Here is a 26493-nt window from a genome sequence, read left to right on the forward strand (position 1 = left end):
CTCCTACGCTAAGGACAGCGGTGCGGCTCCGGCCGCATCCCCAGTCTCGGCCTCCTTCACGTATCGATCCCGTACCGGCCTCCGCGAGCCGGTCCGCACCCGGATTGGAGCCGCTCCATGGATTCAGGAAATACGGCCTGGCTTCTCGCCAGCTCGGCGTTGGTCTGCATGATGATTCCCGGCATCGCCTTCTTCTACGGCGGCATGGTTGGATCACGCCGGATCCTCAACATGATGATGATGTGTTTCGGCAGCGCCAGTCTGGTTGCTGTCCTGTGGGTGCTGTTCGGCTATTCCGCAGCCTTCGGAAACTCACTCACCCCGCTGGGCGTCCTCGGCAACCCGCTGGAGTTCTTTGGACTGGACAGCCTGCTCAGCGAGGATCCGGAAGCCGCTCTGCCGGTTGCCCTCTTCGCCGCGTTCCAGCTGATGTTCGCCTGCGTGACGACGGCGCTGGTCGCCGGAGCTGCCGCCGGGCGAATGAAGTTCGGTGCCTGGATGGTCTTCGCCGGGCTCTGGGCCGCCCTGGTCTACTTCCCGGTGGCGCACTGGGTCTTTGCGTTCAGCAGCGAGGACGGCAGCGTCACCGGCGGCTGGATCGCCAACAGCCTGGGAGCGATCGACTTTGCCGGCGGAACGGCGGTTCACATGAACGCCGGCGTCGCAGCCCTGGCGCTGGCCCTGGTCCTCGGCCGAAGCCGCGGCTGGCCACACGTCATCACCCAGCCGCACAACCGGCCGCTGGTCATCCTGGGAGCGAGCCTGCTCTGGGTGGGCTGGTACGGCTTCAACGCCGGCTCTGCGCTGAGTGCCGGGCACACCGCCGCCGTCGTTTTCCTGAACACCGCGGTTGCCGCTGCCGCCGGCCTGCTCGGCTGGGCTTTGATGGAACGGCTGCGGCTGGGACGTTCCTCCACTCTGGGGGCAGCCTCCGGCCTGATCTCCGGCCTGGTTGCCATCACCCCCGCCTGCGGCGCCGTCAGCCCGCTGGGAGCCGTGGCGATCGGTGCGATCGCCGGACTGGTTTGTTCCCTGGCGATTGAGCTGAAGTTCCGGCTGGGCTATGACGATTCGCTCGACGTCGTTGGTGTGCACCTGGTGGGCGGTGTGATCGGCACCCTGCTGATCGGGTTCTTCGCTACGGCGGCCGCCCCCAACGGCGTCAGCGGCCTGTTCTACGGCGGCGGCTGGTCCCTGCTGGGGATCCAGGCGGTAGCGACGGTTGCCGTCCTGGTGTACTCGTTCGTGCTGACCTGGGCGATCGCGAAGGTCCTGGACATGGTGATGGGGCTGCGGGTTCCGGAGGAGCACGAGGTGCGCGGCATCGATATGGCTGCCCACTCGGAGTCCGCCTATCTGAACGAGGAGGAGCCCGCCGAACTGGGCGCTCCCGTCCGGCCCTAGGCTTCCCTCCTCCCCTCCCCCTCCCCCATCGAGATGACAGAAACTGCCCGTTAGAGCGTTGTAACGGGCAGTTTCTGTTATCTCGTTTGCGGTGAGGGGGTTATGTGGAGTAGAGGCCCTCTTCCTGGCCCAGATAGGTCTCCACCAGCTCGCGGGCATGCGCGGTATCCGGCCCTTCCTTCTCCAGCGCATCCATCATGTCCTGGCCTTTGGTGCGCCCGGCCGGGAACGGCGGCAGCAGCGGAATGTCCGGATCGGAGAGCACCTCGATCAGCACAGGCCTGTCGGCATCCAGGGCGGCGTCCCAGGCCGGGCCGATCTGGGCCGGATCCTCCACCCGGATACCCTGCAGCCCCAGCAGTTCGGCGTACCGGGCGTAGGAGAAGTCCGGCAGCGCCTGGCTCTGGTCGAAGCGCGGATCCCCCTCCATTTCGCGCTGTTCCCACGTCACCTCGGCCAGCTCGCGGTTGTTCAGCACCATGAGCACAAACCGGGGATCGGCCCAGCGCGGCCAGAGCCGGCTGACGGTGATGAGCTCGGACAGTCCGGCCATCTGCATGGCGCCGTCGCCGGAAAGTGCCACCACGGGCCGGTCCGGAGAAGCCAGCTTCGCGGCAAGTCCATAGGGAATGGAGCAGCCCATGCTCGCCAGCGTGCTGGAAAGATGGGCCGGCACCCCGGCGGGCAGGCGCAGCTGCCGGGCGTACCAGTAGACGCTGCTCCCGACGTCGACGGCCACCTGCGCATTGTCGGGGAGCCGGCTGCTCAGCTCCCGCACCGCCAGTTCCGGGTTCACCGGGTTCGCCGGGGTGGCCGCGCGTTCGGCGGCCAGCCGGTGCCAGTCCCGGACAGCGGTTTCGACGGCGGTGCGCCAGCCGGATCCGCGGCGCTCGGTGACCAGCGGCAGCAGTCCATCGAGGGACGCTGCGGCGTCGCCGGTGACAGCCGCCTCCACCGGGTACCGGTTGCCGATCGCCGCGGCGTCGACGTCGATCTGCACGGCCCGCGCGGCACCGGGCGGCGGATAGAACTCGGTCCACGGATCGTTTGAGCCGATGATCACCAGGGTGTCGCATTCTCCCAGCACGAACCCGCTGGCGCTGGTGCCCAGATGCCCCATCACGCCTGCGGCCAGCGGATGGGACTCGTCCACGTACGGTTTACCCATCAGTGACGTCGTGATCCCGGCGCCGGTTTTCTCCGCGAGTGCCTTGACCTGCGGCCAGGCTCCCCGGGAGCCCTGCCCAACCAGGAAAGCCACCCGGGCGCCGTCGTTAATCACCGCGGCCGCAGCCTCAAGATCGGCCTGCGCCGGCACCAGGTTCGGCGGACTCCACACGGGTGCGCTGGTGACGATGCCGTGTTCCTGGTCCAATTCCGGGGCCGGCGCCTGCTGGACGTCGTGGGGAATGATGACGACGGCGGGAGCCCGGTCCGCGAGCGCGGCCTTGAACGCGCGGTCCAGCACCAGCGGCAGCTGCTCAGGGCTGTTGACCTGCTGGCGGAAGGAAGAGGCGACGTCCCTGGTGAGGTTGAGCAGGTCGATTTCCTGCATGTAGGCCGATCCCAGGACGCTGCGGGACTGCTGGCCGATGATCGCCACTACGGGCACGCTGTCCATCTTCGCGTCGTACAGGCCGTTGAGCAGGTGGACGGCACCGGGACCCTGGGTTGAGAGCATCACGCCGGGCCGGCCGGTGTATTTGGCGTGCCCCACGGCCATAAAAGCGGCGTTTTCCTCATGCCGGGCCTGAACGAACTCCGGGGATCCTGCCCGGCGCAGGGCGCCCAGGACCGTATTGATTCCGTCCCCGCTGTAGCCGAAGATCCGGTCTACGCCCCAGGCCTGCAGCCGTTCGACGATGACATCTGCAACGAGCCGTTCTGCCATGGAAACCTCCATTAGTCAGCATGCTTACGGGTTTGTCCGCCACTATTCCATGACGCAGTCACGCGGGCCAAGCGGGCGGGAGCCCGGCCGCGCCGCTGGCGACGCGTCACATGACGGTGATGTACATCACTCCTGACGTACCCTAGAGTCACTCACCACTCCCCCGTGACAAAGATGCCCGCCAGGAGGTGCCCAGCCGTGCCGACTCCGTCGACGCCGAAGGAAACCGGCGTGGCCGCCCTTACCCAGGCAAACGCTGGCCGCACCAGCCGTTTTTCCACCACCCAGGCCCCGCTTGGCCAGCGCCTCGACCTCTGGGAGGAATACAACGAACTGGCTCTCTTTGGACTGCGCTGCAGCACCCTCTCCGAGCGCAGCCTGCTGGCAACCCAGACCAACCTGACGCTGCCCCAAATCCGGCTGACACATATCAGCGGCAACGACCACGTGATTGAGCGGGCGCCGGAGAACATTCGCCGCAACCCCGTGGATGCAGTAATGCTGTGCCTGCTGCTCGAGGGAAACGCGTTCTTCTACCACGATGGAGGCTGTGAAACCCTCACGGCCGGAGAAGCGGTGGTCTACGACGCCAACCGGCCATTTATGTACGGATTCTCGACTGACATGCGCCAGGTCATCGTGGAAGTTCCCCGCGAACTGCTGCGCCAGCGGTCCGTCCGGGAAGAGTACTTCCGGCCGCGGGTCCTTCGGCTCGCCGGATCGCCGGGAGCCACCCACGCCAGGACCACGGCCAACGCCGTACTGGGCGCTTTCCGGGACCAGGAAGCGGACACCGCAAACCTGGAGACGGACGTGCTGGAAATGTTTTCCATCATCACCGGGGAGCCCGGCGGATCGCCGTCCACCGCATACCTGGCATCCGCGAGGGACTTTATCCGCGGCCAGCTGGGCAGGCCCGATCTTTCACTGGCGCGGGTAGCCCAAGCCGTTGGTATCAGCGAACGGCACCTCATTCGGGTCTTCGCCGAAGCAGGAACCAGTCCGGCGAAGTATGTCATGGAGACCCGGCTGGACCGGGCCCGGGAACTCCTGACGGATCCCGCCACTATGGCCACCCCCATTGCCGAGGTTGCAGCGGCAGTGGGATTCATTTCCGCCGCCCACTTTTCACGCGCCTTTCGGCATCACTTTGGCTGCACACCCCGGGATGCACGGGCAGCTGCACCAAAATAGGCACCCCAGCTGCCGGCCTTGCCTGATCCGGACACCGGATTGACCAATCCGGACATACCCTTCATGAGAGTCCGCCACCCGGAGACAGTGGGATCTACATCACATCCAGTGTCATTCCGAAAGGCTCCGGACCACATGAAAACCTCACCACGATATTTGCTGTTCGCCGTTCCGGCGCTGGTTCTCTCGCTTGCAGCCTGCGGTGGAGACGCCGAGACGTCCCCGGCCGCCGAGTCCAGTGCCGCATCAGTAGATACTGCCGCCCTGGAGAGCATGATCGCTGACTTCCAGAAGCCCCTCGAAGAAGAGGTGCCTGCAGAGTCTCCTGCCATCGCTGCAGACAAGAGCATCGTCGTCATCCCCTGCACGTATGCCTCTGAAGCCTGTGCACGCGGCGCTGACGCCGCCATGGAAGCGGCCGATTCCCTGGGCTGGGAAACACGCATGATTGATCCGGGCGGCAATCCGGAGAAGGCCCGTCAGGCTGTCGAGCAGGCGATCCAGCTCGATGCGGACGGGATCATCTTCACCGCAGCCGTTGGAGACCAGATCGACGCCGCTCTTACGCAGGCGCGGGACGCCGGCATCTTCCTGGTGAACAGCATGTCCCCGGCAGATGACCGGTTCGACGTGGAAGTTGTACCCGACGAGGACGTGTCCGGAAAAATGATGGCGGCCGCCATTGCCCAGGACAGCGGCGGGGATGCCAAGATCCTGGTAACCACAGATCCCGCGTTCCCCTCCATTACCGCCCGCACCGCAGCCTTCACGAAGTGGCTGCCCGAGCTGTGCGGCGGCTGCGAAATCGTTGAAACCATTGAGACGCAGATGTCTCAGCTGCAGTCCGGACTGCCGCCGCAGATCCAGGCCACCCTTACGGCGAACCCGGACATTGACTACATCTGGACCCACACCGGTGCTGCTGTGGTTTCGACGCAGGCCACCGTAGCGAGGAGCGCCAGCGGCGACACCATCAAGATGGTCTCCTACGACGGCAACTCCGCCAACCTGGACCTCATCAAGGACGGAAAGAGCCAGTTTGCTGACGTCATCAAGCCGATGGAGCACACCGGTTATCTGTCCGTGCACGAGATGAACAAACTCTTCGCCAACGGCGCCAGCGGCCACCAGGTCATCGAGATGCCGAAGCGGATGGTGCTTCAGGACACCTTGCCCGAGCTGCCGTGGACGGGAGATTCCGATTGGAAGTCCTCCTTCACGGCCTTGTGGGAGAACGCGGGCTAATCCTGCGGACCCACGCGGCCGGCCCGGCCTACCGGGCCGGCCGCACCCCGTACCCCCGCATCCAACATTTCAGGAGCATCCCATGGAGCACTCCGCTGCTCTCAGCATCCGCGGCGTCAGCAAGACGTTCACCGGCCAGCGCGCCCTCGACGGCGTTGACCTGGACATCGCATCCGGCAAGGTCACCGCACTCCTTGGCATGAACGGTTCAGGCAAGTCGACGCTGATCAAGATCCTGGCTGGGGTCTACACGCCGGATCCGGGCGGAACAGTATCCGTCCGCGGCCGCGGTTTGTCCCTTCCCCTGACTCCGGCTGCTGCCCACGAAGCAGGGCTGCGCTTCCTGCACCAGGACCTCGGCCTGGTGGACGCATTGACCATCGCAGATAACTTCGCGCTCTCGGACGGTTTCTTTGCCCGCACAGCGTTTTCCCCTGTCAGGCTGCGCCGGGAGCACGCGCACGTCGCCGCCACCCTGGAGTTGCTGGGAATCAAGGAACATCCCGGCAGGCTGGTAGGCGACCTGTCGCCGTCCACCCGGACCATGGTCGGCATTGCGAGGGCTTTCCAGCACCGCACCGGAGACGAAGAGGACAGCAGTGCACCCGCAGACGTGGATGCCCTGCGGCGGAACATCCTGATCCTGGATGAGCCCACGGCCTCACTTCCTGCCAGTGAAGCGGACCGCGTGCTCGCGCTGCTGGACATGCTCCGCGGCCACGGCGGCACAGCAGTGTACGTCAGCCACCGGATCGAAGAGGTCCGGCGCATCGCCGACAACGTTGCCGTGCTCCGCGACGGACAGCTCGTGGCCGACGAGCCCCTGGGCGAGCGCAGCGCCGCAGAAATCGTGTCCCTGGTCATCGGCCGCGAACTGGAAGCCCCGAACATACGTCCCGCTGAGGAACGTGAGGGAGCGGTGCTGCTGAGCACGCGCGGACTTACCGGCCCACGGCTGGCAGGTGTGGACCTGGATCTGCGGGCAGGTGAAGTCCTGGGCGTCACCGGACTGATCGGCTGCGGCCGAAGCGAACTGGTCAGGATCATCGCCGGCGCCCAGCAGCCCGTATCCGGCACGATGACCCTCGCAGGAAAGCCGTTCACGCCCAACTCGGCGGCCTCTGCGATCGCTTCGGGAGTGGCCTGCGTTCCACAGAACCGCCGCCGTGATGGGGTGGTACTGGATCTCGGCGTCGGCGAGAACCTCACGCTCGGACGGCTAAGCCGCCACCGGCGGGGGCCCGTCCTGGACCGGACCTCGGAGGGAACGGCGGCCGAGGACCTTTCCCGCCGTTTCCTCGTCAAGGCGTCTTCCCTCGCAGCACCGGTCCGGAGCCTCTCCGGCGGCAACCAGCAAAAGGTGGTTGTTGCCCGCGCAGCAAGCGGATCCCCCCTCGTGCTGCTGCTTGATGAACCGTCCCAAGGCGTGGATGCCCTGGCCAGACAGGAAATCAGCAGGCTGCTCAAGGAACTGGCCGACGCCGGCGTGGCCATCCTCGTTGCCAGCACCGACTACGACGACTTCGTCGGTCTTGCCGACCGGGTCGTGGTACTGGACCGGGGACACATTTCGGCCGAACTCTCCGGCACCGAAATCACCGAGGATGCGATTGCCCTCGCCTGCCAGACCGGCACCGCCGCCTAACCCGAGCCCCCTTCAGCCAATCCACCAAGGAGCCTCTCCTGTGAACCTCCGTTTCAACCCCGGGATCCTGATGAAGAACTACGGAATCGTAGTCTTCCTGGTCCTGATGATCGCCGTTTTCTCGCTCCTGATGCCGGATACCTTCGCCACTTCAGGCAACTTCCGCCAGATCCTCGCAGATCAGGCGGTGCCGGGCATCCTTGCCCTTGCCGTGATCCTGCCTCTGGCAGCCGGAGAGTTCGATCTCTCTGTTGGTGCGAACCTGGGCATCTGCACCATCACGGGCATCGTTCTGGCCGGAAATGGCGTGCCGCTGCCCCTGATTCTTCTCGCCACGCTGGCCCTCGGCATGCTGATCGGCGCGGTGAATGCCTTCATGACGATCGTCATCGGAGTGAATGCCTTCATCGCGACCCTTGGCATGGCTACGATCCTGGCCGGGCTGAACCTGCTACTGACCAACTCCACCCTGATCACCCACTCCTCCGACGCGTTCTCCGCCCTGACCGGAGTGCGCCTGCCCGGCGGCCTGCAGGTTGTCATCTTCTACTTCCTGGCGGCTGCCCTGGCCCTCTGGTTCTTCCTGGAACGGACTCCGTTCGGCCGCTATCTCCGAGCCACCGGGATGGGACGGGACGCAGCCGAGCTGTCCGGTGTCAGAACCAAGCGGTATCTCGCAGCTGCCTTCATTGGGGCGGGACTGCTCGGCGGGCTGGCCGGAACACTCCAAGCGTCACGTGCGGGAAACGCGACGCCGGACCTCGGACCGGAATTCCTGCTGCCCGCCTATGCCGCAGCGTTCCTGGGCGCCACCGCCATCCGGGCCGGGTACTTCAACGTCTGGGGCACGGTCGCCGGTGTGTACCTGCTGGCCGTCGGGGCAAACGGGCTGGTTATCCTCGGTGCCAAAACCTGGGTTACCAACATCTTCAATGGCGTAGCACTGCTGATCGCCGTTTCCGCCGCCACTCTGGTCCAGCGCCGCCGCAAACGGGTAGTCCGGACCATTCCGGCAGCGGACAATGAATCCATCCCGGCGGGCCCTCCGGCCGCAGAGTCGGGACGTTCCTCGTCTGCAAAAGCCTGAGGCCGGCATAGACCTTCGGCTGCGGTACTTCAGGACTGCCCGTCCTGCCTTTGTATTTACCCACCCCACCTGCATTTAGGAGCAGTCATGACCCTCCTCGCCACCTCCATCTGGCACGGCAAAATACACACCGATTCGTGGACTTCCGGTTCGGCCGGGCTCCTGGACATCACCGAACCTGCGACCGGGCACGTCCTCGGCTCCGTGGGTGCAGCAGACCGCGCCGATGCCCTTGCCGCTGCCAGCAGGGCCGCTGACGCCCAGCGCACCTGGGCCCAGGCAAAACCCGAAGAGCGGGCCGCGGTCCTGCGCCGGGCAGGGATGCTGTTTGAAGACCATGCCAAAGAGATCCAGGGCTGGATCGTTCGGGAGACCGGCGCCATCGAGGCCAAGGCCGGCCTGGAAACCCACATCGCCGCCAACGAGTGCTATGAGGCCGCGGCGCTGCCGGCCCACCCGGCAGGAGACGTGCTGACCAGCAACGAGGACCGCTGGTCCTTCGCACGGCGGCGGCCCGCCGGCGTCGTCTCCGTCATTTCGCCGTTCAACTTCCCGCTGATCCTCTCGATCCGTTCCGTGGCTCCGGCCCTGGCGCTGGGCAATGCCGTGCTGCTCAAGCCGGACCCCCGCACTACGGTCTCCGGCGGCGTAGCCATTATGCGGGTCTTTGAGGAAGCGGGGCTGCCTGCGGGCCTGCTGCAGCTGCTGCCCGGCGGAGCGGACGTAGGCCAGGCGCTCGTGGAGGCACCCGAAGTCCGTGTCATTTCCTTCACCGGCTCGACGGCGGCCGGGCGCAAGGTCGGAGAAACCGCCGGACGCCTGCTCAAGCGCGCGCACCTTGAACTGGGCGGGAACAACGCGCTCATTGTGCTCCCGGGCGCGGACCTTGACCTGGCGGCGTCGGCCGGCGCGTTTGGCTCGTTTATGCACCAGGGACAGATCTGCATGACCACGGGACGCCATCTGGTCCACGAGTCGCTGCTGGAAGACTATGTGGCGCGGCTCTCGGATAAAGCCCGCAGCCTCCCGGTCGGAGACCCCTGCACCGGCCAGGTTGCCCTGGGGCCCATCATCGACGAGCGGCAGCGGGACAATATTGACCGGCTGGTCCGGGAAGCGAAGGACGCCGGTGCACAGATCGCGGCCGGCGGCACATATGAGGGGCTTTTCTACTCCCCCACTGTCCTGACCGGACTCACCCCGGACAATCCGGCCTGGACCCAGGAGATCTTCGGCCCGGTGGCGCCCGTGCTTTCCTTCTCCACGGTGGAGGAAGCCATCGCGCTGACCAACGCTTCGGAGTATGCGCTGTCCGTGGGGATCCTCGGCGACGTGGGTCTGGCCATGGAAGTCGCCGACCGGGTGGTTTCAGGCAAGGTGCACATCAATGAGCAGACGGTCTCCGACGAGGCGAACTCGCCGTTCGGCGGAATGGGCGCCTCGGGCACCGGTTCACGGTTCGGCGGCTCCGCGGCGAACATCGATGCGTTCACGGAAATCCAGTGGCTGACCGTGAGGCCGCAGATCGCCCCGTACCCCTTCTAGGGATGCAGAAAGACCGGGTCCCCGGCAGGTTCTCCTGCCGGGGACCCGGTCTTTTGTGGCTGGTTAGCGCTGACGGACGGGGTGCCCGCTGATGATCGAGACTCGGTTGAACGCATTCATGGCCACCGTTGCCCAGCTGAGCACGGAGAACTGCTCGGGGCTGAGCTGCGCGCGGTATTTAGTGAAGACTTCTTCCCGGTCCTCACCGGCAGGCAGATGCGTCAGCGCTTCCGCCAGCCCCAGGGCTGCCCGTTCCGTTTCGTTGAACAGGTTCGTGTCCCGCCAGGCGGGCAGCACGGCCAGGCGCTGTTCACTCTCCCCGGCTTCGCGCGCCTGGCGGGTGTGGAGGTCCAGGCAGAAGGCGCAGCCGTTGAGCTGGGAGACCCGCAGGTTGACCAGTTCCATGACGATCCTGCCCAGCCCTGCCTCTTCGGCGGCGCTGCGGATGGCGGCGGCGGTGGCGGCGAGCGCCTGGTAGACGGGGCGGTGCTGCTTGTCGATGAAGACCTTCTCGCTCAACGTGCTGACTCCTCCTGGTTCTCTGCGGCGGGTTCGGGCCAGTCAACGATGCCCGAATACTCCGGATGTTTTTTCAGCCAGCGGGCAACGTAGGGGCAGTATGGCACCAGCCGCAGTCCGGCGCCGCGTACGTCTTCGACGGCAAACCGCACCAGCTCGGAGGCTACACCCTGCCCCTGGTAAGCGTCGGAAACCTGGGTGTGTGTGAAGGCCCGGCTGCCGGGCTGGTCCCGGTAGGCGGCGAACCCGGCGACTGTGCCGGCGCCGTCGTCGATCGCTTCGTAGCGGTGCTCCGCAGGGTTGTGCTGGATGTTCATCAAGGTGCCTTTCTCTGTCAGCTGCGCGGACGCAGCCTGGCGTTGGGCAGTACGGGTGCAGGCAACGGCGGAAGCGGATCATTCGGGACAGCCGTAAAGCGGGTTGCGGGCTCCATTCCGGGATGGGTTTCCGCGCCGATGTGCTGCTGCCAGTCGCGGCGGTACTGGACAACCTCATCATGGCTGCGGCCAATGAAGTTCCACCACATGACGATCGTTTCGCCCAGCGGTTCGCCGCCGATCAGCAGCGCCCGGACGGCGGCACCGGCCGGTGCGCTGATCCGCAGGGTATCGCTGCCGGGCGGCAGGTAGGCCAGTTCCCCCGGGTCGACGGCGGAGCCTTGAAAGTGCGGCGAGCCGGTGTCCGCGAGGAGCCCATACTCGAACCGGGGATCGGCGTCGAGCTCCAGCACGGTGCCCGGTTCCAGGAGCAGTTCCGCCCCGATGATCGGGGAGTGTGTGCGCACCGGGGAGACTGATCCGGCAAGCGCACCCAGAAAGACGCGGGCCTCCCAGCCGGAGCCGCGGACGGGCTCGGGTGCGTAGTGCTCGAAGCGCGGATCGGTATGGCGCGAGGCATCCGGCAGGGCGAGCCAGAGCTGGACGCCGTGCAGGACGCTGGCCTGCGGCGTGGAGACCTCGGAGTGGGCAATGCCGCGGCCTGCGGTCATAAGGTTGAGTTCGCCGGGAAGGACCACGGCGTGCGCTCCGGTGCTGTCCCGGTGCTCGATTTCGCCGGTGAAGAGCCAGCTGACGGTCTGCAGGCCGGTGTGCGGATGGGGTGGCACCACCATCCCTCCGGTGCTGGCGACGGCGTCGGGACCGTAATGGTCCACAAAGCACCAGGCGCCGATCAGGCTGCGGCGGCGCTGGGGAAGCGTGCGGCGGACCGGCATGGCCCGCGGGCCGCCCAGCGGAACGTCGCGGGGAGTCAGGATTTCGACGTCGGCGGCGGGCATACCGGCGCACTCGACTTCCAGCGGAGCGGTCTCGACGTTGCTCATACCTTCCCCAATCCATTCTGTTAGGCAGCTATTCCCCCGATGGTACATGCATATGCATCTAAATGGCAGGTGCCCGCTCCCGAGACAACAGAAACTGCCCGTTTGAGGGCTCATACGGGCAGTTTCTGTTATCTCGGGAGTGGGGAAGCCGCAGAACAGGCCGGACCTAACTCCGGGGCACCGCCGGCGCTAGGCTCATGCCATGGCAAAAGTCATCTATTACGTTGCTTCGTCATTGGATGGCTTCATCGCCACAGAGGACGACAGCCTGGACTGGCTGCTGGGATTCGGCTTCGCTTCCTTCCAGGACCACTATGACCAGTTCATGGCCGGAGTGGGGGCACTCATCATGGGTTCGCAGACCTACGAATGGATCCGCCGGGAACAGCCGGACACCTGGGACTACGGCGCCCTGCCCTGCCTGGTGCTGACGCGCCGGGAGCTGCAGGCGCCGCCGGATTCCGGCGTCCGGTTTGCCGCCGGTGAACCCGGACAGATCCTTGAACAGGCCCGGTCGCTTGCCGGGGATCGGAATGTCTGGGTGGTCGGCGGCGGCGACGTGGCAGCACAGTTCGCGGACGCCGGCCTGCTGGACGAGCTTTGGATCACCTACATGCCCGTTGCCCTCGGCACCGGGCGGCGGCTGCTCCCGGTCACAAGCCCCACCGCCCCGATGCATCTGATCGGCACCACTTCCTTTAACGGCGGTGCGGCGGAACTGCGTTTCGCCCGAGGCTGAGCACCGCCCGCGCCGAGGGCCGCAGGCGGTATGCGTGTCGCGCGCACGGTGATTCCCAATGCCCCGCGCCGGGGACGGTAAAGTTCACTCCAGCACCACGTCCCACATAGCACACGACCAAAGGCCGCCGTCCCATGACGACTGACGTTTCTGCCCGCAACAATGTCCGGATCCTCGGCAACAGTTCGGGCCCAGTGGTCATGTTTGGTCATGGCTTCGGCTGCGACCAGCAGATGTGGCGGCGGGTGGTGCCGTACTTCACGGCAGACTACAAGGTGGTTGTGTTCGACCACGTGGGTGCCGGCGGCTCTGACAAGGGCGCCTACTCGCCGTCGAAATACTCCAGCCTCGACGGATATGTGCAGGACCTCCTGGAAATCTGCGAAGACCTGGACCTGCGTGATGTCACCTTCGTCGGCCACAGCGTCAGCGCCATGATGGGTGTTGCTGCCGCAGCCGCAGCACCGGGACGGTTCGCGAACCTCGTCCTCCTGGCATCCTCCCCCAGCTACATGGATCGCCCGGAAGACGGATACACCGGCGGATTCAGCGCGGCGGACATCGATGAACTCCTGGTCTCACTCGATGCAAACTACCTCGTGTGGGCAGCGGCGATGGCACCCATGATCATGGGGAATCCGGACAGTCCCGAACTCCACAACGAGCTGGAGGGCAGCTTCTGCCGCCTGGATCCCGCCGTAGCGCGCGACTTTGCCAGCGTCTCGTTCCGCTCAGACGTCCGTGCCCAGCTGGAGGACGTCAAGATTCCGTCGCTGATCCTGCAGTGCTCGGACGATCTCCTGGCGCCGCCGCACATCGGCACCTACACGCAGGACAGGATTCCCAACTCAACTCTGGTCCAGCTGAAAGCCACCGGACATCTGCCGCACGTCAGCGCACCCGCAGAAACCGCGGATGCCATCCTTTCCTACCTGTCCCGGACCCCGGCGTGAGCGAAGGACCCGCGAAAGCAGGGCCGGCGCCGGCTGCCCTTGACCTGGATTACCAGGAGCTGTTCCACAGTTCCCCGTCGGGCTACCTGGTTACGCTCGAGGACGGGACGATCGCGGAGGCCAACGCGACCTTCGCGAACTGGATCGGCTGCCCCCGCGAAGACCTGATCGGAACCAGCCTCCTGTCCCTCCTTCCGGTAGGTGACCGGATTGTGTACTCAACGCACGCCCTGCCGCAGCTCGGCGTGGGACGGGCCTTCGCTGAGCTGGCCGTCGATTTCCTCAGCGCGGACGGAACCCGCCTCCCTGCCCTGATCTCAGCCAACCGGCAGCCTGCCGAAGGCTCCCGGCCGGCCATGGACCGGGTTGTGGTCTTCAACGCCCACGAACGCAGGCTCTATGAGCGCGAGCTGGTCACAGCGCTCCGCGCCGCGGAACAGGCTGAGGCAGCCCGGGCCAGTGCCGAAGCAGTAGTGCTGGAAAAGCAGCGGGCGCTGCAGGAGAAGGACCGCGTACTGCAGGAAAGCCTGGCTGAAAGCCGCCGCAAGGAGTCCCTCCTGCAGACAGTCCTCAACACCGTGGAGGTGGGTGTCTCCGTGGTTGATGAGGAAGGCAAAACCATCCTCACCAACTCCCGCCAGCGCTTCATCAACCGCAGGGCCCTGCCACCGGGGGCCACGGAGGCCAACGAGTGCGAACTGCTGATCTTTGGGCCTGACAGGGTCACGCCGCTTCCGCCGGAAATGCGCCCTGTTCGCCGCACCGTCCTGGGCCAGTCGTTCTCTGACCAGCTGGTGTTCTTCGGATCCGGTGAGCAGCAGCGTGCCTTCAGTGTGACCGCCCGTTCCGTGCAGCGGCAAGGCGGGTTCCAGGGTTCGGTGCTGGCCTTCAGCGACGTGACCGGCCTGGTGAACGCGGTTGCTGCCAAGGAAGACTTTGTGGCCAACGTTTCCCACGAACTGCGCACCCCGCTGACCTCCATTATGGGGTACCTCGATCTGGCGCTGGAGGACGAGGACCAGATCCCCGGCTACGTTGCCTCATCCCTGCGGGTCGCCCTGCGCAACTCGGAGAAACTGCTGGAACTGGTCTCGGACCTGCTGTCCGCCGCCGCCGGGCCCAGCAGCATTGAGCAGGTTCCGGCCGATCTCTCGGAGCTGCTCCGCAACGCGCTGACCTCGGTGGCGCCGCGGGCAGAAATCAACAAGGTCCAGCTCATATCTGATTTCCCGCCCGAACTGCCGGCCGTCCTGGATCCACAGCGAATCAGTCAGGTCGTGGACAATCTTCTGTCCAATGCGGTGAAGTACTCCCCCGACGGCGGCAAAGTTGCGGTGCGTGCCTGGAGCACCCCGGAGAACCTTGCCTTTGAGGTCTCAGACACCGGCATCGGTATGACCCAGGCCGAACAGGCTGAGGTATTCACCAAATTCTTCCGGTCAGGGACCAGCCGGAAGGCTGCCATCCCGGGAGTAGGACTGGGGCTGGTGATCAGCAAGAACATCGTGGAAGCCCACGGCGGATCCATCACCCTGCAGAGCGAGGCCGGGCAGGGAACCGTCTTTACGGTCCTGCTGCCGCTGCGGGTGAAGTGAACGGAAGGGTGCGGATTTTGTCCGGTTTTGGCGCATGTGAAAACATCGATGCGGAGCCCCCTTCCGTGGTTCCTGCGCCTGCGGCCGGACTGCAGGACAACACACCTCGGCCCGCTCAGGACCGGAAGTAGAACTGGTAGCGCATGGACGGCATCTCGACTGCCCGGAGGGTACTCCGGAGGCTCGGCTCCTTCTCGTTCGTGGGAACCGTGGCCTTCCTGGTGGATATCGGCCTGTTCAATCTTCTCGTCGCCACGGTCCTGGATGACAACCCCATCTCAGCGAAGATCGTCTCCGTCATTGTCGCTACGACCATTTCGTGGCTGGGCAGCAGGTATCTCACCTTCCGCCGCACCCGCGGACGCAGCGTACGGTCAGAGACCATCCTGTTCGCACTCACCAATCTAGTGGGGCTGGGGATTGCCACCGGCTGCCTGTTCGTTTCCCACTACGTTCTGGGCTTCACCAGCCAGTTCGCAGACAACATCTCCGGCAACGTCATCGGCATCCTCCTGGGGAACATCTTCCGGTACTTCGCCTACCGGTACGTCGTCTTCACCGAGCCGAAGGGCAGCACGGGCAGCCCCGCACGCGAAGACGCGGAACTGCCCCGCTAGCCTCACATTGCCGGCGGCTCCGGTGCGGCCGGCGGCTGGCTGGGCATGGATGCACCGGACGGCGACGACGGCGCCGAGCCCGGTTCAGAACTCAGCTCGGCCACCTCATACCGTGCCAGCCCTGCTGTCTCACCACCGTCGGCCACAAACTCGGCACCCGTGGAGAAGCTGGATTCATCGCTGGCCAGGAACAGCACCAGGTTCGCGATCTCTTCCGGCTCACCCATGCGGTGCAGCGCCACGTGGTCCTGCCCTCCTTCCAGCCCTTCCGTCATGGGCGTCCGCACCGCACCGGGGTGCACCGAGTTGACCCGGATTCCGTACGGGCCAAGGTCAATGGCAACAGATTTGGTCAGCCCCCGCACTCCGTATTTTGCGGCTGTGTATCCCGGCAGATCTTTGTACCCCTGCAGCCCGGCGGTGGAGGAAAGGTTGATGATCGAGGCTCCGGACGAGTGTTTCATCGGTTCCACCACTGCCTTGATCCCCAGGAAGACTCCGGTCAGGTTGATGGCGATGATCGTGTTCCACTGCTCCAGGGTGTAGTCCTCTATGCTGCCGAAGTTGGCGATTCCGGCGTTGTTCACCAGCACATCGACACCGCCGAACCTCTCCACGGCTTCGCGGACTGCCGCGTCCCAGTCTTCGGGGCTGGTCACATCCAGGTGAACGAATAATCCCTGCCCGCCCAGCGAATCCGCCAGGGCCCGGCCGTCGGCGTCGAGCACGTCACCGATCACCACCTGCGCGCCCTCGTCGGCGAGCCGGCGGACAACCGCGGCCCCTATCCCCCGCGCGCCTCCGCTGACCAAAACCGTCTTGCCTCTGACCCGTCCCATGGAACCTCCTCGGTGCCGGCCGCCGGAGCGGTGCCACCCCTGGTCAACGGCCGTCTCTGCACATCCAACTACCCGGCGGGTCAGAAGTCACGGTTTGGGACTAGAGGTGGCGGAGGTACCGCTCGGGTGAGGAAAGGAAGGAGCGCCAGCTGTCCACGAGTTCTAGGTCCTCCCAGGCCCGGCGCCGCAGCCCCCATGGTCCCAGCTCCATAATCTCCGCCCCGGGCAGCGCAGCCAGAAGCGGAGAGTGGGTGGACAGAATGACCTGCGACCGGCCGTCAGCTAACAGTCCCTTGAGCACTGAGAGAAGGCTCAGACAGCCGGAGAAGGACAGCGCGGACTCGGGCTCATCCAGCACCCACAGCCCGCGACCCCGGAACCGGTCCGCGGCCAGCTCCAAAAAAGACTCCCCGTGGGACATCTCGTGGAATGGGATATCAGGCAGGCCCGTCCTCGGGTTCTCCTCCAGGTAGGTGTAGAAGCTGTGCATGGTTTCGGCCCGCAGAAAGTACCCGCGCCGGGTGGCACCCGCGTTCCGGACCAGCCGCAGATGATCGGCGAGAACGGATTCCGTGGAGCGCGTACTGTGCCGCGCACCCGTTGAGCCGCCTTCGGCGGACAGTCCGTAGGCCAGGGCAACGGCCTCCACGAGCGTCGACTTCCCCGACCCGTTTTCGCCCACGAGAATGGTCGCGGGGCCCAGGTCCAGGCCGCGGTTCAGGAGGTGTGCCACTGCTGGGAGCTCTGCAGGCCAGGATCCACGGTCCAGCGCATGGGCCGGATCTTCCTCGAGCCGGCGGACCGGATACCTGTGCAGCGCCATGTGCCCCATTCTCGCAGCACCGTCAATGGCGCCGGCGACGGGAAGATCGCACAAAAAAGACTGTGCCCCGGCCTTTCGGGACGGAGCACAGTCTGGTGGAGATGGGGGGAATCGAACCCCCGTCCGACGCCGACGTGCCTGGACTTCTCCGGGCGCAGCCTGCACTGGATTTTCTTGGCCCCAGCCATCTGAGCAGGCAAGTGGCTGATCCGGGCCCAGCCGTTCAAAAAGTCCCGGACACCTGAACGGCAGCAGTGTCCGGCAGTGGCTTCCTAAACGACGCCAGGATCCGGAACGGAAGCGTTTCCGGTCTGACGGACTCACTCTGGCCTAGGCGGCGAGAGCGAAGTCAGTGCGCATAGGTTTGGCACTTATTGGTTTACAGGGGGCGTTAGCGAGATAACCCTGCATCCTCGGCCCGCTTCTCCAAACGCGGCAAACATCGTCGATACCGATCATCCCCATATTCAGTTACACAACCATTAACCCACCGGGTCCGCAGAACATTCCAGCCCCTACGCCAAGATTGTTCCTATGCAGATTCTGGACCGCAGCCTGACCGAGCTCACTGCCGAAGCACGCCGACTGGCAGCAGGACCCCGCCGCATCCTCGGCATCACCGGCCCGCCCGGTGCAGGAAAGTCAACGCTCGCCGCAGCGCTGGCGGCTGAGCTGGGACCGGAACTCGCCGTCGTGGTTCCAATGGACGGTTTCCACCTCGCCAACCGGGTGCTGGACGCAGCGGGCAGCAGAAACCGCAAAGGCGCTCCGGATACGTTCGACGACGCCGGATACGCGGCGCTGCTGCGCCGGCTGCGGGGGCAGACTGAGCCGGTGGTCTACGCCCCGGAGTTCCGCCGGGAGCTGGAAGAACCAGTGGGTTCGGCAGTGCCGGTCCGGAGGGAGGTGCCGCTGGTCATCACGGAGGGCAACTACCTGCTGCTGGACTCCGGAGCGTGGCCCCGGGCCCGGGAACAGGTCGACGCCGTGTGGTTCCTGGCGCTTGGGGATGCCGAACGCGTCCGGCGGCTTCAGGAGCGGCACACAGCTTTCGGCAAAAGCGCCGCCGATGCCAGGAAATGGGCGCGGGGAAGCGACCAGGCCAACGCCGACCTGGTGGCTGCACACGCTGCCCGTGCCGACGCCGTCGTGCGCCTGCGGACCTAGCCGACACGCGGATTACCGCGTATGTCTCCAGTGACAAGGCTGCTTTTGGATTTATGCCGCCGGAGGAGTTTTGTTGAGCCCATGTCCGTGAACTTCCTCCGCCGGGTGGCGCAGCTGCTGGCCGGTCTTTTCTTCTACGGTTTCTCCATTGGCATGATGATCCGTGCCGGGCTGGGAGTCTCACCGTGGGATGTCCTGGGGCAGGGCACCAGCCTGCAGACCGGCATCCCCTTCGGGTTCGTGACCAACCTGATCGGACTCGGCGTGCTGCTGTTGTGGATTCCGCTGCGGCAGAAACCCGGCCCCGGCACCGTGCTGAACGTGCTGCTGGTGGGGCCGAGCGCCGAAGTCGCCTTGGCCGTACTGGCCACGCCGGGGAACGTTGTAGACCAGATTGTGCTGTTCACCGCCGGGCTGGTCCTGCTCGCCGTGGCCACCGGCCTGTACATCGGTGCGAGGATGGGCCCCGGGCCCCGGGACGGACTGATGACCGGACTTCACGCCCGCTTCGGCTGGCCAATCTGGGCTGTGCGCACCGGCATCGAAGTGACGGTGCTGGCAGTGGGCTGGGCGCTGGGCGGCGCCGTCGGCCTGGGCACCGTGGCCTTCGCCCTGCTGATCGGACCCATGGTCAACCGCACCGTGCCGTTCTTCCACATTCCGGCGCGCGCTGCGTCCGCCTGACCCGGCGGCAGGGCCTGCCCAGCCATGGCCGTGCGCCCTACCCGAGCTTCTCCAGGGCGGTGCGCATGGTCCGCAGAGCTGCCGGGTCGATCCGGTCGAAGAACAGTTCCCTCATCTGCGCAATATGCTCGGGGAGGACCTGCTCCAGCAATGCGCTGCCTTCTTTGGTCAGGGTCATCCTGACCGCACGGTCGTCCTCCGGGTCAGCGGTCCGTTCCACCAGCCCCCGGGCTTCCAGCTGCTTCGCCTGGTAGGTCAGCCCGCCCTTGGACACCACAAGTGTCTGAGCCAGTTCACCCATGCCGATGCCTTCCGGCGCTGAGCCCAGCTGGGCGAGCACCGTGAACTGCACCTCGGTCAGCCCGTAGGGCCGCAGATGACCGGTGACGGACTTCTGCAGCAGGTCACCGGCCCGTCGAAAGGCGAAGTATGCGGCCAGCTCCTCAGCGGTGAGCGACGGGGCCAACGTGCCTCCTATTGTTTAAATTCAAAATAGGTACTAGGGTTCAAAACTGTTCAAGTTCAAACAATATCAGGCGTTGCGGCGCCGGACAGGAACGGCATCATGAACATCACCATTCTCGGCACAGGACACATGGCCCGCACCCTTGGCAGCGGATTCCTCAGGGCCGGCCACACGGTGGTTTTCGGCTCGCGGACCCCGGAGACAGCTGCGGACCTGCCGGCCCCGGCGCTTGGCCACGCCGAGGCGATCGGGCGAAGCCCGGTGATACTCAGCGCCCTGGCTGCGGCCCACTCGCTGGAAACGCTTACCGGTCTGCGCCGGGAGCTCGCCGGACGTGTGCTGATCGACATCGGCAACGCGGTAAATGGGCAGCTGGACCTCATCTATACCGATTCCAGCCTGGGGCAGCGTCTGCAGGAGTCGCTGCCGGAGACGAAAGTCGTCAAGACGCTGAACACGGTGGGCGGCCCCATCGGGGCGGACCCCACCGAGCTTCCGGCACCTACCAGCGTCTTCCTCTCCGGGGAGGACCAGGAAGCCAAAGAAATGGTCTCCGGCCTGCTCACGGACCTCGGCTGGGCACCGGAGCAGCAGATCGATCTGGGCGGCATCGACACCGCACGTGCAGTCGAGCACTACTTCCTGCTCTTCGCCGCCCTGATGGGCGCACTGCGCAGCCCGAGCTTCAACCTCGCCATCACCCGCTGACCCGGGCGGCGCCGCCTCCTCGGTCCTGCAACCCGCCACCCACCGCCGAGAGGCCAGTTAGGGCTCGTTTGGAGCCTGAAAAGAGCCGTAACTGGCCTCTCGCGGGCTGGCCGCTCTTGGAGACCTAGGCGGGAACGACAACGGCGAGCGGCAGGCTTCCGCACGGATGCACGGCAGCCAGCCGGCCGGCGTACTCGGGCCCGCGGAGATCCATCCGCGCCGGATCCGGCGTCTGGCGCCAGTCCCCCACCAGCAGCCGTCCGGCGGCCAGCTGGGGATCCGCGGAGACCACCACGCGGCCCACCCGGTTCACCAGTGACGCTTCGGGATGCACGGCGCGCAGGTCCGGAAGCAGCACTTCCTCCAGCGATTCAACGAACACATCGGCTCCGACCACGCCCACCACCGTGCCGCCCACGCGAACCGGCGAAGTCAGCGTCACCGTGTACTCATCGGTGCAGATGAAATCCACGTACGGTCCGGTCACATGGCTGGCACCGGTCTCCAGGGGAACGGTGAACCACTCCCGCCGGGAATAGGCCTCGCCCATGCTCTCCACGGATGAGAGCACAACCTGGACTTCCTTGCTCCGGCCCTGCCACCAGGCCATATGCCAGGGCGCGTCGGCCAGGGCTTCGTGCGCCGCCACAAAACCGCCCCCGGCCAGCGGATAGTCGGTGCGGCCCAGCAGTGTGGTGGTTAGCGGCTCGACGACGGCATCCACCTCGCGGCGCGAAGGGCGGGCATCCGGGCCGCTGAAGAGTTCCTCCAGCAGGGGTTTCCATTCCTCCAGAATCTCCAGCAGATCCTGGAAAAACCGGCCGAGGTCCGCCGGCTGCGCTGCCGGCGATGGGGGTGGACTGTCACTGCGGGAAATGCTCATGCTTTCCTCCTGGCGGGTGCGGGTGGTTTCTCCGCCGTAGTGAAGGCGGCGGAGGAGTGAAGACGGGTGTGTTCATCGATCAGCCAGGCCACGGAGGCCTGGACGTACTGGCGGACCAGTGAGCGTGCTCCGGACGTGTCAGCGTCGGCTACGGCACCGCAGATCCGCCGGCACAGCTGCACCATGGCGGAGTTGAAGGCGGGATCCGCGTGGGCCAGGCCCAGCAGGGATCCGTAGTCAGTGTGGAGCCTGACGTACTCACGTGTCAGCCGGGCTGACTGACTCAGCGCCGCGAGTTCGAGCAGGAAATCGCCGACGGCGCGGTTGCTGCCGCCCGCGGGAGCGTCCAGCAGATGTGCCAGCGCTTCCACGTCTTCGCGGTCGGCGGCCTCCGCTGCCAGCTCCGCGGCGGTGGCCGCGATTGCTGCATAGTGGATCGCCAGATCTCGCAGTTCAACCCTGCTCATGCCGGTGAGCCGGCGGCGCACCAGCACGGACCGGTCCCCGGACGGCAGCGTAATAAACGTGCCGCCTTCGCGTCCCCGCCGGGTTTCTACGAGTCCGCGGGAGCGCAGGCCGGCCAGCGCTTCACGCGCCGTTACCGTGGCCACCCCCATGGATGCGGCCAGTTCAACCTCCGTGGGCAGCCGGTCCCCGTCGGCGAGCGCCCCGGCCGAAATCCCCTGAACTATGCGTTCTTCGACCCGGCTGGCCTTTCCTGCGTCGCCAAGCGGCGCGAAGACGGCGGTGAGGAGGCGTTTCTGCGGAGCGGTGTTCTGGGGCATGTTCACGATCTTTCCAGCTTGGCGGGCCGGACTGCGCCAGCGTGCCGGGCCGCGCATCCGTAACAAGAAATTTACTTGAAGTGACCTGAATTACATATAACATCTGGTTTCATAGCTTTACTACCTGACGCGCTTCGGCGCTTCCAGCTGAAGTGAAAGGATCCACCGTGCGAGCCAGCACAGCACCTCTCTCCCCTGCCGCCGAGGACAAGGCGCCCTCGGGCAACGCCATCAGCCTCTCCTCCGTGACCAAAAGCTTCGGCGACTTCACCGCGGTCAAGGACCTGGACCTGGACATCCGCTCCGGCGAATTCTTCTCCCTGCTGGGCCCTTCGGGTTCCGGCAAGACCACGGTGCTGCGCATGGTTGCCGGCTTCGAGCCGGTTACCAGCGGCACCATCAAGCTGCACGGCACCGACGTCACCGGCAAGGCCCCGTTTGAGCGCAACGTCAACACGGTCTTCCAGGACTACGCCCTCTTCCCCCACCTGACAGTCGCGCAGAACGTGGGCTACGGCCTGAAGCTGCGCAAGACCCCCAAGGCTGAGCGTGAGCGCCGGGTTGCCGAAGCCCTGGAAATGGTCCGCCTGCCGCAGGTGGCAGGCCGGCTGCCTTCCCAGCTCTCCGGCGGCCAGCGCCAGCGCATCGCCCTGGCCCGGGCCCTGATCCTGCGCCCCCAGGTGCTGCTGCTGGACGAACCGCTCGGCGCCCTGGACAAGCAGCTGCGCGAACAGATGCAGATTGAGCTCAAACAGATCCAGCGCGAAGTCGGCATCACCTTCATCTTTGTCACCCATGACCAGGAAGAGGCACTCACGCTCTCGGACCGGATTGCCGTGTTCAACGACGGCGGCATTGAACAGGTGGGAACCCCGGAAGACCTCTACGAGCGGCCGGCAACCCGCTTTGTGGCCACCTTCCTGGGCAGCACCAACCTGGTGGAGGGCGACCTCGCCCGCCAGCTCACCGGCGCGGACGGTCTGGTCAGCATCCGGCCCGAACGCATCCACCTTGCCGCACCGGGATCTCCGGCACCCGATGGCTTCTCCGCCGTGCCGGCCACCATCGAGGAAATCGTGTACACCGGCCCCACAACACGCTATGTCGCTGCTACGGCCGCCGGGGACCGGCTCATCGTCCAGGAGCAGAACGACTCCCGAGCCACCGCCGCCTCCCGGGGCGACGCCGTCGAGCTCCAGTGGCCCTCACGTTTCAACTTCCGCGTTTCCTAATCCTCCAGCTTCACTTTCCCAGCCGCTCACCGGCCCTGCTCCACCCGCTCCGCACCCACTATGAAAGGTTCTCCCATGAAGATCACCAAGGCACTGCCGCTGGCAGCGCTCACCTCGCTCTCGCTGGTCCTGGCCGGCTGCGGCGGGGACGCATCCACTGACTCAGGCACCACCGGCATCCAGGTTCCGGACCTGCCCATGGCCAGCGAAATCGGCGAAAGCGAAGGCCAGGTCAACATCATTGCCTGGGCCGGCTTCGTGGAAGACGGTTCCACCAATCCCGACGCCGACTGGGTGTCCGCGTTCGAGGAAGAGACCAAGTGCGAGGTGAACCGCAAGGTCGGCGCCACCTCGGATGAAATGGTCCAGCTGATGCGCAGCGGCGAATACGATCTGGTCTCCGCCTCCGGTGACGCGTCCCTGCGCCTGATCGCCGGCGGCGACGTGGCCCCGATCAACACCGAGCTGATCCCCAACTTCGGCAACCTCGTGGAAGGCCTCAAGGGCCAGGTCTATGACACGCTGAACGGCAAGAGCTACGGCGTACCGATCGGCCGCGGCGCCAACGTCCTGATGTACAACACGGACCACGTCGCCGAGGCCCCGGACTCCTGGGCTCCGCTGTGGGAAGAGGACACCGAGTACGCCGGCAAGACCATGGCCTACGATTCCCCGATTTATATTGCCGACGCCGCCGTCTACCTGATGGCCACGCAGCCGGACCTGGGCATCACCAACCCGTACGCGCTCGACGAAGAGCAGCTCGCTGCCGCCGTCGAACTGCTCAAGACCCAGAACGGGCTGGTGGGCGAGTACTGGAACGACGCGCTGAAGGCTGTCAGCTCCATCTCCTCCGGCACCGCTCACATGGGCACCGGCTGGCAGGTCATTGTGAACCTGGCCCAGGGCGACGGCGGCAAGGTCGAATCCGTGCTGCCCAAGGAAGGTGCCACCGGCTGGTCCGACACCTGGATGATCGCCGCTGAGGCGAAGAACCCGAACTGCGCCTACAAGTGGATGGACTACGCCTCCTCCGCCGAGGTCAACGCCCAGATCTCGCAGAACTTCGGCATGGCCCCGGCCAACGCCCTGGCCTGCGAAGGTTCCGAGGCCAACGCAGCCCACTGCGAGACCTTCCACGCCACTGACGAGGAGTACTACAAGCAGGTCTGGATGTGGACCACCCCGGTTGAGCAGTGTGTGGACGGCCGCACGGACGTGACCTGCACCAACTACCAGGACTGGACCAAGGCCTGGACTGAGATCAAGGGCTAGCTTCACCGGCTCCACCCAATACTGCCGGTGGGCGGCGGATTAGCCCGCCGCCCACCGGCTTCCAAACCCGGCCGCGCTCAGCGGCCAGTCATCCCACAGGCCCGGCCCAAGAGGAGAATCGGCGGAATCCCGCCGGAAAGCGCCATGGCAGTAATCCAAGAAACCCCGCCCCCGCCCGCAGCCGCGGTGGAGCCCCGGAACAGCTGGGGCGACCGCATTTCACGAATGCTCTACGCCCGGACCAAAGCCCGCCTGACAGGCCTGCTCCTGCTGCCCCTCGGCTGGCTCGGCGTGCTCTACATCGGGTCCCTGATCCTGCTGTTCATCACCGCGTTCTGGACCACGGACAGCTTCACCTCCAAGGTCATTCCGGCGTTCACGCTGGAGAACTTCATCGAGATCATCACGGTCCCGGCCTACCAGCAGACCGCCCTGCGGACCATCGGAATCGCTCTGGCCGTCACCGTGCTGTGCGCTGCGCTGGCGCTGCCGCTGGGGCTCTACATGGCAAAGGTCGCCTCCCCGAAGATGCGTGCCGCCCTGGCCATCGGCATCACGCTGCCGCTCTGGGCCGGCTACCTGGTGAAGGTCTTCTCCTGGCGCATCACCTTCTCCTCCGGCGGACCGCTGGACTGGCTGCTGGCGCCGCTGGGGATGACCGGCCCGGGCTACGGCACCGCCGCGCTGATCATCACGCTGGCCTACCTCTGGTTCCCTTACATGGCGGTGCCGGTCTACAACGCGTTCCGGCAGATTCCCGACAGCCTCTTCGATGCCTCCTCTGACCTGGGCGCCAAGGCCTGGTCCACGGTCTGGACCGTGGCCGTGCCGCTGCTGAAGCCGGCTTTCGTGGCGGGGTCCATTTTCACGTTCTCGCTGAGCCTGGGCGACTACATCGCCGCCCAGTTCGTCGGCGGCAAGACCCAGGTGATCGGCACCGTCATCGCCTCGAACATCAACCTCAACCCACCGCTCGCCGCAGCCTTCGGCACTGTGCCGATCATCGTCGTCGTGCTTTACCTGTTCCTGGCCCGCAAGTCCGGCGCCCTGAAGCAACTGTAGGAGAGACCCATGAGGCTATCGGCTTCCGCCAAAATCACCCTCCGGGTCTTCGCAGGCCTGGTGATGGCCGCGATCTACCTGCCGCTGCTGCTGGTAATCGCCAACTCGTTCAACGCCACTACCTCCGGTGCCTTTCCGATCAAGGAGTTCACCACCCGCTGGTGGGTGGCAGCCTGGCACAACGAAGGTGTCCGCGAGGCACTGTGGACCTCGCTCAAGGTGGCTTCCGTCGCTACCGTGATCGCCCTGCTGCTGGGTTCCATGGTGGCCTTCGCACTGTCCCGCTACGACTTCTTCGGCAAGAACACCATCAACCTTCTGGTGGTGCTGCCCATCGCCCTGCCCGGCATCGTCACCGGCGTCGCCCTGAACAACACGTTCAAGACCGTGCTGGAGCCGCTGGGAATCGGGCTGGGACTCTTCTCCGTGATCGTCGGCCACGCGACGTTCTGCATCGTGATGGTGTTCAACAACGTGCAGGCCCGGCTGGGCCGGATGAACCGCGGGCTCGAGGAAGCGGCCATGGACATGGGCGCCAACGTGGTCAAGACGTTCTTCGGCGTCACGTTCCCCGGCTTCCGCTCGGCGTTCGTTGCCGGCGGGCTGCTCGCCTTTGCACTGAGCTTCGATGAAGTGGTGGTCACCACCTTCACCGCCCCGCCGGGCACCGAAACGCTGCCGATCTGGATCTTCAACAACATGGCCCGGCCCAACCAGGCGCCGGTGGTCAATGTGATCGCCGCCGTCCTGATCGTGGCCTCCATGATCCCGGTCTACCTTTCCCAGCGGCTCACCGGGGATGACAAGAAGTAGG

The 26493-nt window shown here is 65.7% G+C and carries 26 protein-coding genes and 1 other RNA gene; 17 read left to right on the forward strand and 10 right to left on the reverse strand.

What is annotated here, in order from left to right; translation table 11 throughout:
• Positions 1 to 117 precede the first annotated feature (117 nt).
• On the forward strand, positions 118 to 1404 hold the full coding sequence (locus ACWGQ2_RS15355) for an ammonium transporter (protein WP_452018771.1): 1287 nt from the start codon (positions 118 to 120) through the stop codon (positions 1402 to 1404).
• 100 nt (positions 1405 to 1504) lie between these two features.
• On the opposite strand, the gene ACWGQ2_RS15360 is transcribed toward ACWGQ2_RS15355, so the two are convergent.
• A complete protein-coding gene (locus ACWGQ2_RS15360) occupies positions 1505 to 3295 on the reverse strand; it encodes a thiamine pyrophosphate-requiring protein (RefSeq protein WP_452018773.1) in 1791 nt (596 codons plus the stop codon).
• Between the two features lie 231 nt (positions 3296 to 3526).
• On the opposite strand from ACWGQ2_RS15360, the gene ACWGQ2_RS15365 reads away from it, so the two are divergent.
• The 5 genes from ACWGQ2_RS15365 (at position 3527) to ACWGQ2_RS15385 (ending at position 10011) form a co-directional block, all read left to right on the forward strand.
• Positions 3527 to 4489: a helix-turn-helix domain-containing protein gene (locus ACWGQ2_RS15365; protein ID WP_387014080.1), complete on the forward strand. Its 963-nt coding sequence runs from the start codon at positions 3527 to 3529 to the stop codon at positions 4487 to 4489.
• A gap of 135 nt (positions 4490 to 4624) precedes the next feature.
• On the forward strand, positions 4625 to 5734 hold the full coding sequence (locus tag ACWGQ2_RS15370; RefSeq protein ID WP_452018776.1) for a sugar ABC transporter substrate-binding protein: 1110 nt from the start codon (positions 4625 to 4627) through the stop codon (positions 5732 to 5734).
• Positions 5735 to 5816: 82 nt separating this feature from the next.
• A complete protein-coding gene (locus ACWGQ2_RS15375; protein WP_452018778.1) occupies positions 5817 to 7379 on the forward strand; it encodes a sugar ABC transporter ATP-binding protein in 1563 nt (520 codons plus the stop codon).
• 40 nt (positions 7380 to 7419) lie between these two features.
• On the forward strand, positions 7420 to 8466 hold the full coding sequence (locus ACWGQ2_RS15380; protein WP_387014072.1) for an ABC transporter permease: 1047 nt from the start codon (positions 7420 to 7422) through the stop codon (positions 8464 to 8466).
• 87 nt (positions 8467 to 8553) lie between these two features.
• Positions 8554 to 10011 carry a benzaldehyde dehydrogenase gene (locus tag ACWGQ2_RS15385; RefSeq protein WP_452018780.1) on the forward strand — a complete coding sequence of 486 codons (1458 nt, stop codon included), beginning with the start codon at positions 8554 to 8556 and terminating at the stop codon, positions 10009 to 10011.
• 63 nt (positions 10012 to 10074) lie between these two features.
• Here ACWGQ2_RS15385 and ACWGQ2_RS15390 read toward each other — a convergent pair whose 3' ends face one another.
• From ACWGQ2_RS15390 to ACWGQ2_RS15400, 3 genes are read right to left on the reverse strand one after another with little or no spacing between them, the layout of a single operon-like run.
• Complete coding sequence (locus tag ACWGQ2_RS15390) at positions 10075 to 10530, reverse strand: carboxymuconolactone decarboxylase family protein (protein WP_452018782.1); 456 nt, start codon at positions 10528 to 10530, stop codon at positions 10075 to 10077.
• On the reverse strand, positions 10527 to 10847 hold the full coding sequence (locus ACWGQ2_RS15395; protein WP_452018784.1) for a GNAT family N-acetyltransferase: 321 nt from the start codon (positions 10845 to 10847) through the stop codon (positions 10527 to 10529). The genes ACWGQ2_RS15390 and ACWGQ2_RS15395 overlap by 4 nt, the downstream gene beginning before the upstream one ends.
• 17 nt (positions 10848 to 10864) lie before the next feature.
• Positions 10865 to 11851 (reverse strand): pirin family protein, encoded by a 987-nt coding sequence (locus ACWGQ2_RS15400; protein ID WP_452018786.1) that lies wholly within the window; start codon positions 11849 to 11851, stop codon positions 10865 to 10867.
• 202 nt (positions 11852 to 12053) lie between these two features.
• Here ACWGQ2_RS15400 and ACWGQ2_RS15405 point away from each other — a divergent pair, with 202 nt between their 5' ends.
• From ACWGQ2_RS15405 to ACWGQ2_RS15420, 4 genes are all read left to right on the forward strand, one after another.
• Positions 12054 to 12590, forward strand: a complete 537-nt coding sequence (locus tag ACWGQ2_RS15405; protein WP_452018788.1) for a dihydrofolate reductase family protein — start codon at positions 12054 to 12056, stop codon at positions 12588 to 12590.
• 134 nt (positions 12591 to 12724) lie between these two features.
• Complete coding sequence (locus ACWGQ2_RS15410) at positions 12725 to 13543, forward strand: alpha/beta fold hydrolase (RefSeq protein ID WP_452018790.1); 819 nt, start codon at positions 12725 to 12727, stop codon at positions 13541 to 13543.
• Positions 13540 to 15138 carry an ATP-binding protein gene (locus ACWGQ2_RS15415; RefSeq protein WP_452018792.1) on the forward strand — a complete coding sequence of 533 codons (1599 nt, stop codon included), beginning with the start codon at positions 13540 to 13542 and terminating at the stop codon, positions 15136 to 15138. Before ACWGQ2_RS15410 ends, ACWGQ2_RS15415 begins: the two co-directional genes overlap by 4 nt.
• 143 nt (positions 15139 to 15281) lie before the next feature.
• Positions 15282 to 15755, forward strand: a complete 474-nt coding sequence (locus ACWGQ2_RS15420) for a GtrA family protein (protein WP_452018794.1) — start codon at positions 15282 to 15284, stop codon at positions 15753 to 15755.
• A gap of 2 nt (positions 15756 to 15757) precedes the next feature.
• Here the strand turns inward: ACWGQ2_RS15420 and ACWGQ2_RS15425 are convergent, their stop codons facing one another.
• From ACWGQ2_RS15425 to ssrA, 3 genes are all read right to left on the reverse strand, one after another.
• Entirely contained in the window at positions 15758 to 16594 is an 837-nt protein-coding gene (locus ACWGQ2_RS15425) for a glucose 1-dehydrogenase (protein WP_452018796.1), read from the reverse strand.
• A 100-nt stretch (positions 16595 to 16694) separates the two neighbouring features.
• Positions 16695 to 17417, reverse strand: coding sequence for an AAA family ATPase (locus ACWGQ2_RS15430; RefSeq protein WP_452018798.1), 723 nt, complete (start codon positions 17415 to 17417; stop codon positions 16695 to 16697).
• A 93-nt stretch (positions 17418 to 17510) separates the two neighbouring features.
• Positions 17511 to 17880, reverse strand: a transfer-messenger RNA (tmRNA) gene (gene ssrA / locus ACWGQ2_RS15435).
• A 71-nt stretch (positions 17881 to 17951) separates the two neighbouring features.
• Here ssrA and ACWGQ2_RS15440 point away from each other — a divergent pair.
• Together ACWGQ2_RS15440 and yczE are read left to right on the forward strand one after the other, a co-directional pair.
• Complete coding sequence (locus ACWGQ2_RS15440) at positions 17952 to 18584, forward strand: nucleoside/nucleotide kinase family protein (protein WP_452018800.1); 633 nt, start codon at positions 17952 to 17954, stop codon at positions 18582 to 18584.
• Positions 18585 to 18665: 81 nt separating this feature from the next.
• Positions 18666 to 19268, forward strand: coding sequence for a membrane protein YczE (gene yczE, locus ACWGQ2_RS15445; RefSeq protein ID WP_452018802.1), 603 nt, complete (start codon positions 18666 to 18668; stop codon positions 19266 to 19268).
• A 37-nt stretch (positions 19269 to 19305) separates the two neighbouring features.
• On the opposite strand, the gene ACWGQ2_RS15450 is transcribed toward yczE, so the two are convergent.
• Positions 19306 to 19734 carry a MarR family winged helix-turn-helix transcriptional regulator gene (locus tag ACWGQ2_RS15450; RefSeq protein WP_452018804.1) on the reverse strand — a complete coding sequence of 143 codons (429 nt, stop codon included), beginning with the start codon at positions 19732 to 19734 and terminating at the stop codon, positions 19306 to 19308.
• Positions 19735 to 19833: 99 nt separating this feature from the next.
• Here ACWGQ2_RS15450 and ACWGQ2_RS15455 point away from each other — a divergent pair, with 99 nt between their 5' ends.
• Positions 19834 to 20442, forward strand: coding sequence for an NADPH-dependent F420 reductase (locus tag ACWGQ2_RS15455; RefSeq protein ID WP_452018806.1), 609 nt, complete (start codon positions 19834 to 19836; stop codon positions 20440 to 20442).
• Positions 20443 to 20566: 124 nt separating this feature from the next.
• On the opposite strand, the gene ACWGQ2_RS15460 is transcribed toward ACWGQ2_RS15455, so the two are convergent.
• Positions 20567 to 21325 (reverse strand): PDC sensor domain-containing protein, encoded by a 759-nt coding sequence (locus ACWGQ2_RS15460; protein ID WP_452018808.1) that lies wholly within the window; start codon positions 21323 to 21325, stop codon positions 20567 to 20569.
• Complete coding sequence (locus tag ACWGQ2_RS15465) at positions 21322 to 22110, reverse strand: FadR/GntR family transcriptional regulator (RefSeq protein WP_452018810.1); 789 nt, start codon at positions 22108 to 22110, stop codon at positions 21322 to 21324. The genes ACWGQ2_RS15460 and ACWGQ2_RS15465 overlap by 4 nt, the downstream gene beginning before the upstream one ends.
• Before the next feature lie 167 nt (positions 22111 to 22277).
• Between ACWGQ2_RS15465 and ACWGQ2_RS15470 the strand changes: the two genes are divergently transcribed.
• The 4 genes from ACWGQ2_RS15470 to ACWGQ2_RS15485 all read left to right on the forward strand — a co-directional run bounded on the left by ACWGQ2_RS15470 (position 22278) and on the right by ACWGQ2_RS15485 (position 26492).
• Positions 22278 to 23342, forward strand: a complete 1065-nt coding sequence (locus ACWGQ2_RS15470; RefSeq protein ID WP_452018812.1) for an ABC transporter ATP-binding protein — start codon at positions 22278 to 22280, stop codon at positions 23340 to 23342.
• Between the two features lie 75 nt (positions 23343 to 23417).
• Positions 23418 to 24617 carry an ABC transporter substrate-binding protein gene (locus tag ACWGQ2_RS15475; protein WP_452018814.1) on the forward strand — a complete coding sequence of 400 codons (1200 nt, stop codon included), beginning with the start codon at positions 23418 to 23420 and terminating at the stop codon, positions 24615 to 24617.
• A 144-nt stretch (positions 24618 to 24761) separates the two neighbouring features.
• Positions 24762 to 25679 carry an ABC transporter permease gene (locus ACWGQ2_RS15480; protein ID WP_452018816.1) on the forward strand — a complete coding sequence of 306 codons (918 nt, stop codon included), beginning with the start codon at positions 24762 to 24764 and terminating at the stop codon, positions 25677 to 25679.
• A gap of 9 nt (positions 25680 to 25688) precedes the next feature.
• Entirely contained in the window at positions 25689 to 26492 is an 804-nt protein-coding gene (locus tag ACWGQ2_RS15485) for an ABC transporter permease (protein WP_227916754.1), read from the forward strand.
• The last annotated feature ends 1 nt before the right edge of the window (position 26493 follow it).

Source organism: Arthrobacter sp. NPDC055585 (genome assembly GCF_053619115.1).

Excerpts from the sequence above, each read along its gene's own strand:
- ACWGQ2_RS15465 (WP_452018810.1), bottom strand. The coding sequence starts at position 22,110 with ATGCCCCAGAACACCGCTCCGCAGAAACGCCTCCTCACCGCCGTCTTC.
- ACWGQ2_RS15430 (WP_452018798.1), bottom strand. The coding sequence starts at position 17,417 with ATGGCGCTGCACAGGTATCCGGTCCGCCGGCTCGAGGAAGATCCGGCC.
- ACWGQ2_RS15385 (WP_452018780.1), top strand. The coding sequence starts at position 8,554 with ATGACCCTCCTCGCCACCTCCATCTGGCACGGCAAAATACACACCGAT.
- ACWGQ2_RS15485 (WP_227916754.1), top strand. The coding sequence starts at position 25,689 with ATGAGGCTATCGGCTTCCGCCAAAATCACCCTCCGGGTCTTCGCAGGC.
- ACWGQ2_RS15400 (WP_452018786.1), bottom strand. The coding sequence starts at position 11,851 with ATGAGCAACGTCGAGACCGCTCCGCTGGAAGTCGAGTGCGCCGGTATG.
- yczE (WP_452018802.1), top strand. The coding sequence starts at position 18,666 with ATGTCCGTGAACTTCCTCCGCCGGGTGGCGCAGCTGCTGGCCGGTCTT.
- ACWGQ2_RS15480 (WP_452018816.1), top strand. The coding sequence starts at position 24,762 with ATGGCAGTAATCCAAGAAACCCCGCCCCCGCCCGCAGCCGCGGTGGAG.
- ACWGQ2_RS15405 (WP_452018788.1), top strand. The coding sequence starts at position 12,054 with ATGGCAAAAGTCATCTATTACGTTGCTTCGTCATTGGATGGCTTCATC.
- ACWGQ2_RS15440 (WP_452018800.1), top strand. The coding sequence starts at position 17,952 with ATGCAGATTCTGGACCGCAGCCTGACCGAGCTCACTGCCGAAGCACGC.
- ACWGQ2_RS15395 (WP_452018784.1), bottom strand. The coding sequence starts at position 10,847 with ATGAACATCCAGCACAACCCTGCGGAGCACCGCTACGAAGCGATCGAC.
- ACWGQ2_RS15425 (WP_452018796.1), bottom strand. The coding sequence starts at position 16,594 with ATGGGACGGGTCAGAGGCAAGACGGTTTTGGTCAGCGGAGGCGCGCGG.
- ACWGQ2_RS15475 (WP_452018814.1), top strand. The coding sequence starts at position 23,418 with ATGAAGATCACCAAGGCACTGCCGCTGGCAGCGCTCACCTCGCTCTCG.
- ACWGQ2_RS15460 (WP_452018808.1), bottom strand. The coding sequence starts at position 21,325 with ATGAGCATTTCCCGCAGTGACAGTCCACCCCCATCGCCGGCAGCGCAG.
- ACWGQ2_RS15410 (WP_452018790.1), top strand. The coding sequence starts at position 12,725 with ATGACGACTGACGTTTCTGCCCGCAACAATGTCCGGATCCTCGGCAAC.
- ACWGQ2_RS15455 (WP_452018806.1), top strand. The coding sequence starts at position 19,834 with ATGAACATCACCATTCTCGGCACAGGACACATGGCCCGCACCCTTGGC.
- ACWGQ2_RS15375 (WP_452018778.1), top strand. The coding sequence starts at position 5,817 with ATGGAGCACTCCGCTGCTCTCAGCATCCGCGGCGTCAGCAAGACGTTC.
- ACWGQ2_RS15360 (WP_452018773.1), bottom strand. The coding sequence starts at position 3,295 with ATGGCAGAACGGCTCGTTGCAGATGTCATCGTCGAACGGCTGCAGGCC.
- ACWGQ2_RS15355 (WP_452018771.1), top strand. The coding sequence starts at position 118 with ATGGATTCAGGAAATACGGCCTGGCTTCTCGCCAGCTCGGCGTTGGTC.
- ACWGQ2_RS15370 (WP_452018776.1), top strand. The coding sequence starts at position 4,625 with ATGAAAACCTCACCACGATATTTGCTGTTCGCCGTTCCGGCGCTGGTT.
- ACWGQ2_RS15420 (WP_452018794.1), top strand. The coding sequence starts at position 15,282 with ATGGACGGCATCTCGACTGCCCGGAGGGTACTCCGGAGGCTCGGCTCC.